The organism is Microcystis sp. M090S1 (assembly GCF_020246295.1).
GTDB lineage: Bacteria > Cyanobacteriota > Cyanobacteriia > Cyanobacteriales > Microcystaceae > Microcystis > Microcystis aeruginosa.
This window is the reverse complement of the sequence record NZ_JADBTF010000358.1, coordinates 1-2,781: the sequence shown is the minus strand read 5'-3', so window position 1 is coordinate 2,781 and position 2,781 is coordinate 1. Positions and strand designations below refer to the sequence as shown.

The 2,781-nt window shown below is 43.9% G+C and carries 4 protein-coding genes; 2 read left to right on the top strand and 2 right to left on the bottom strand.

The window, feature by feature from the left end:
- Positions 1-122: 122 nt before the first annotated feature.
- On the bottom strand, positions 123-623 hold the full coding sequence (locus tag IM477_RS15985; RefSeq protein WP_061432090.1) for a bifunctional nuclease family protein: 501 nt from the start codon (positions 621-623) through the stop codon (positions 123-125).
- Positions 624-1,010: 387 nt separating this feature from the next.
- Between IM477_RS15985 and rpsD the strand changes: the two genes are divergently transcribed.
- A complete protein-coding gene (rpsD, locus tag IM477_RS15980; protein ID WP_002798058.1) occupies positions 1,011-1,619 on the top strand; it encodes a 30S ribosomal protein S4 in 609 nt (202 codons plus the stop codon).
- A gap of 327 nt (positions 1,620-1,946) precedes the next feature.
- Complete coding sequence (locus IM477_RS15975; RefSeq protein WP_287732542.1) at positions 1,947-2,228, top strand: BrnA antitoxin family protein; 282 nt, start codon at positions 1,947-1,949, stop codon at positions 2,226-2,228.
- 278 nt (positions 2,229-2,506) lie between these two features.
- Here IM477_RS15975 and IM477_RS15970 read toward each other — a convergent pair whose 3' ends face one another.
- On the bottom strand, positions 2,507-2,725 hold the full coding sequence (locus IM477_RS15970) for a hypothetical protein (protein WP_012266176.1): 219 nt from the start codon (positions 2,723-2,725) through the stop codon (positions 2,507-2,509).
- Positions 2,726-2,781 lie beyond the last annotated feature (56 nt).

Here is a 2,781-nt window from a genome sequence, read left to right as displayed (position 1 = left end):
GGGGAGTGGGGAAGTGGGGAAGTGGGGAAGTGGGGAAGTGGGGAAGTGGGGAAGTGGGGAAGTGGAGCATTTGGCTGAAATTTCCCTAAATCCCTATCTCCTATCTCCTATCTCCTGAATTTTCACTGATCACTAAAATCACCGCGACGTTGGATCAGGTCTGAGGGGCTAAGATTGGAGACGAAATTGCGAAAAGCTTGACGTTCCTCTTCATCCGCGTCACGATCGACGGGAATAGAAGCGGAAGCGATCACTTCTTCCATTACCCAGACGGGACTGTTGGTACGCAGGGCAATAGCGATCGCATCACTGGGACGACAATCGATTTCTTTTTTGACTTCGCCGCGCTGGAGACAGAGAACAGCATAAAAGGTATTATCTTGGAGAGAATGGATGATAATCTTTTCTAAATCCATGTCCCAAACTTTAAAAATATTAGCGATCAAATCGTGGGTGAGGGGACGAGGGGGTTTTTGTTGTTCGAGGACGGTGATAATCGCCTTAGCCTGATCTTGTCCGATGTAGATAGGTAGGGCGCGACGCTCGGAACCATCCTTGAGTAGTACAATGGGACTGCGAGTGATAGCGTCTAGGGCAATTCCAGCGACTTTCATTTCGATCATGACTATGGCTTCTCCAAGATAGAGATTCAGCTAGGGAAGGAGTGGGAAAGCAACCTGAGTAATATAGTGCTTAGTTACACTCACAGTATGCCCTAAGATGGCAGAGATTAGCCTCATCTTTAATGAAAAAAATACATCACCCACCATCAGGAGTCAGTTATCAGTTATCAGTTATCAGTTATCAGTTCACTGAGAAAACTCCCCACACCCCACACCCCACACCCCACACCCTACTCCCCACACCCCACACCCCACACCCCACACCCCACACCCCATCATCCCACTCCGTTCTCCCCTCTCCCCATCTCCCCACACGCCAACTAAATCACTTAATTTGTGCTACGATAATAGTTTTGGGATAAATTTAAATAGGAGCAGACTGTCTGTATGTCTCGTTATAGAGGACCGCGCTTGCGCGTTGTGCGTCGTTTAGGGGAATTACCAGGCTTAACCCGTAAAAATGCCCGTCGTGCCTATGCACCCGGGCAACATGGCCAGGCCCGCAAAAAACGTTCAGAATATGCCATTCGTCTAGAAGAAAAACAAAAACTGCGTTTTAACTACGGTGTCAGCGAGAAACAATTAATTCGCTATGTCCGCAAAGCTCGCCGGGCTACCGGTTCCACTGGTCAAGTGCTGCTGCAACTCTTAGAAATGCGTCTGGATAATACCGTTTTCCGTCTCGGTATGGCTGGGACAATTCCGGGGGCGCGACAATTAGTCAATCACGGTCACGTCACCGTTAACGGTAGAGTTGTGGATATTGCCAGTTATCAGTGCCGTCCGGGTGATGTGATTGGAGTTAGAAATCAAGAGCGTTCCCAGGATCTAGTCAAAAGAAATATGGAATACCCCGGTTTAGCCAACCTGCCGAGTCATTTGGAATTTGACAAAAACACCCTTGTGGGCAAAGTGAATGGCGTTGTGGAAAGAGAATGGATTGCCCTCTCGATTAATGAACTGTTAGTAGTGGAATACTACTCTCGGAAAGTCTAGGAAAAAAGCCTTTTCCAGATACCTTGAGGACGCAATTGGCAGCGTCCTTATTTTATCTCAAATGTCGGGGTGAAGACCCGAAGCGTTTAGTGCGATGGGACGGGGCTTTTAAAGGGGCGAAGTAATTCGCCCCAGGGTTCCCCTCATGAATGCTGACTTTGTATATAGACAATTCTCAAAAACCGATGCTCTAAGGGAGCATCTCACCTTTGTAACCCCTAAATCAGGTTTTTATGTCAAGCTATTTTGAAAGCCTTGCTAGAAACCAGTTTTATGGATAAGTATAATTACTCACTTGCATAAATGAGATGCTCCCGAGAAAACGCTATGAGCAACCCTGAATTTTCCCTTGATATGCCTCTTAAAGAGCGACAAGAGAAATTTATGCAAATGTCCGATGAGAATATTGATTATTCAGATATTCCTCCCCTAGATGATGAATTTTTCAAGAATGCTAAACTGGTCAAACCAAATCCACAAACAGAGCAAATTAGTATCAGGTTGGATTCAGAAATCCTTGAGTGGTTTAGGAATCATGCTCAAGAAAAGAGCTATCACGCCCTGATTAATGATGTATTACGAACCTACGTCAAACATCAATCGCAATAGCCGATTATCTGCCGAGTAAAGAACCTCGAAGAAGCGGTTATAAATGGCAATGATTACAATATCAATTGCAGCGTTTGCCTAAATTAACTTGTAATATGGTAATTTTTTGTTTATTTAATCTAGAATTTAGTCGTTGATGGAAAGGAATGATTTCTTTCGTCATCAACCGGTTTCTTCTTTCTTGATTGTTTGTGGTGGTCATAGCGGCTGAACTTGACAATAATCCTCATTATAGGCGATCGCCTAATCACTCACCACAAAACGCAATCGCCTCCTAACTAATGAGAAGATAAGGGATAAGTCGGTTGATTAGGGTTTTTATTAAGGGTTTGACAATCTGCTAAGTATTGTTCAATAACAGTTTTAAAAGCTTGTTCTAGTTCATCAACGGAAAGACCATCAAAAACGATAATATCTTCTATGTTGATGACACGACCAAAAAATAAGCGATCGCTCTCGTCGTATTCAATCACAGCTTCATAGCCTTTGTATTGCATTAATTTACTCCTGCTTTAATTAAAAATTCACGAAGAGCTTTAATTTGGTATCTTTT

Excerpts from the sequence above, each read along its gene's own strand:
- IM477_RS15975 (WP_287732542.1), top strand. The coding sequence starts at position 1,947 with ATGAGCAACCCTGAATTTTCCCTTGATATGCCTCTTAAAGAGCGACAA.
- IM477_RS15985 (WP_061432090.1), bottom strand. The coding sequence starts at position 623 with ATGATCGAAATGAAAGTCGCTGGAATTGCCCTAGACGCTATCACTCGC.
- rpsD (WP_002798058.1), top strand. The coding sequence starts at position 1,011 with ATGTCTCGTTATAGAGGACCGCGCTTGCGCGTTGTGCGTCGTTTAGGG.
- IM477_RS15970 (WP_012266176.1), bottom strand. The coding sequence starts at position 2,725 with ATGCAATACAAAGGCTATGAAGCTGTGATTGAATACGACGAGAGCGAT.